At 48.4% G+C, this 1,500-nt stretch carries 1 protein-coding gene and 1 pseudogene; both read right to left on the bottom strand.

All coding sequences use genetic code 11. The features are described 5' to 3' along the window. Positions 1-255: 255 nt before the first annotated feature. A complete protein-coding gene (gene rnk, locus HZS81_RS17910) occupies positions 256-669 on the bottom strand; it encodes a nucleoside diphosphate kinase regulator (RefSeq protein ID WP_179931881.1) in 414 nt (137 codons plus the stop codon). 155 nt (positions 670-824) lie between these two features. Then, a pseudogene (locus tag HZS81_RS17905) lies at positions 825-1,379 on the bottom strand (dehydrogenase family protein); the annotation flags it as partial. Positions 1,380-1,500: the final 121 nt, after the last annotated feature.

Here is a 1,500-nt window from a genome sequence, read left to right as displayed (position 1 = left end):
ACGATATCTTCAATCTGTGCCCAGCCGTCATCAGAGATTTCGTAACGTCCGACCATTTTTTTCCCTATGCTGCTTTTGCATAGGTAAAATTAGCAGATAAGGCTTTTCGTACAAAACCTAGCTCACTCTGAGAGGAAAGGCCATTTCCAGCTGATGGGTTCGTATTCCTAGAGACATGACGGACCCTCCTCCTGACGGGTCAGATTATAAAATACTAAAAGAATCACGCCCGATGGTCTCACGAGGCTAGATGATTTAACGGTGGAACTGTTTTTCTTGCTCTGGCTGCCAAAATATGGCGTCGACGCGCAAGCAAACTTCGTTGTGGTTAGGCACTGGCCAGTCAATCTTGTCGCCCACTTTTAACCCGATAAGGCCTGCGCCAATAGGCGCCATCACAGAAATCGCATCGTCTACGCTGTTGAGCGCATGGGGATAGACCAGTGTTCTTATCATCTGCCGCCCACGCGTTAAGTCAGTAAATTGAATTTGGCTGTTCATACTGACGACGTTATCAGGGATATCTTCGGGGTCGACGACTTCGCCACGCGAAAGCTCTATCTCAAGTAATTCAGCAACCGCTTGGTCTTTTTTAGACGCGTCATCTATCAAGCGCTGTAGGCGCTCAGCATCGAGACGATTAATGAGGATAGGTGGACGGTAACCCATGTTGCTGCTCCTGATAATAATGATTTAAATTCAAATGCTTAAGATCAATAAACGGTAAATAGACGATTTTGTGGCATACCAACAAAAACAGCCCTCCCTTGAAAAAGGAAGGACTGTGATAAACCCAGTGTACGCGACTTACGCCATTAAGACGATTAAGTGACGCCCTGTGCGATCATGGCGTTAGCGACTTTACGGAAGCCGGCAATATTCGCGCCTAATACCAGGTTGGTAGGGTCGCGAAACTCTTCTGCTGTATCGGCACACTGACGGTGAATGTTGACCATAATATCTTTTAGTTTGGCATCCACTTTTTCCAGGGGCCATTGATCCATGCTGCTATTTTGCGCCATCTCTAATTGGCTAGTGGCAACACCTCCGGCATTTGCCGCTTTGCCTGGGCCATAAGCAATTTTGGCGTTAAGGAAGCGGTTAACGGCATCGGCATTAGATGGCATATTGGCGCCTTCGCTGATGCAGTTAATGCCGTTGCCGAGTAATGTTTCAGCATCAGCGTCTGTCAGCTCGTTTTGAGTGGCACACGGGAAAGCAACATCAGCGTTAATGCGCCACACGGCATGGCCGTCTTGTGGGTAATCTTTCACTGGAATATATCGCGCCTGTGGGTGATGTTCTAAGTATTGTTCTAGCGATACGCGTTTAACTTCTTTGAGTTCTTTTAGCAGGGTGAGGTCAATGCCGTTGTTATCTGGCTCTTCGTCGTTGGGTGTGGAATTCACCCCCTGATCTGGGCCAGGATATGACCTCCACGACGACAGGAGGCATGGCATGGACGGCACACAGATTTTGACCCTCGGCCTGGGCTTGGAA

This window comes from Vreelandella salicampi (assembly GCF_013415105.1).
Lineage (GTDB): Bacteria > Pseudomonadota > Gammaproteobacteria > Pseudomonadales > Halomonadaceae > Vreelandella > Vreelandella salicampi.
The sequence above is the reverse complement of the archived record's forward strand: the minus strand, read 5'-3'. Positions and strand labels throughout refer to the sequence as shown.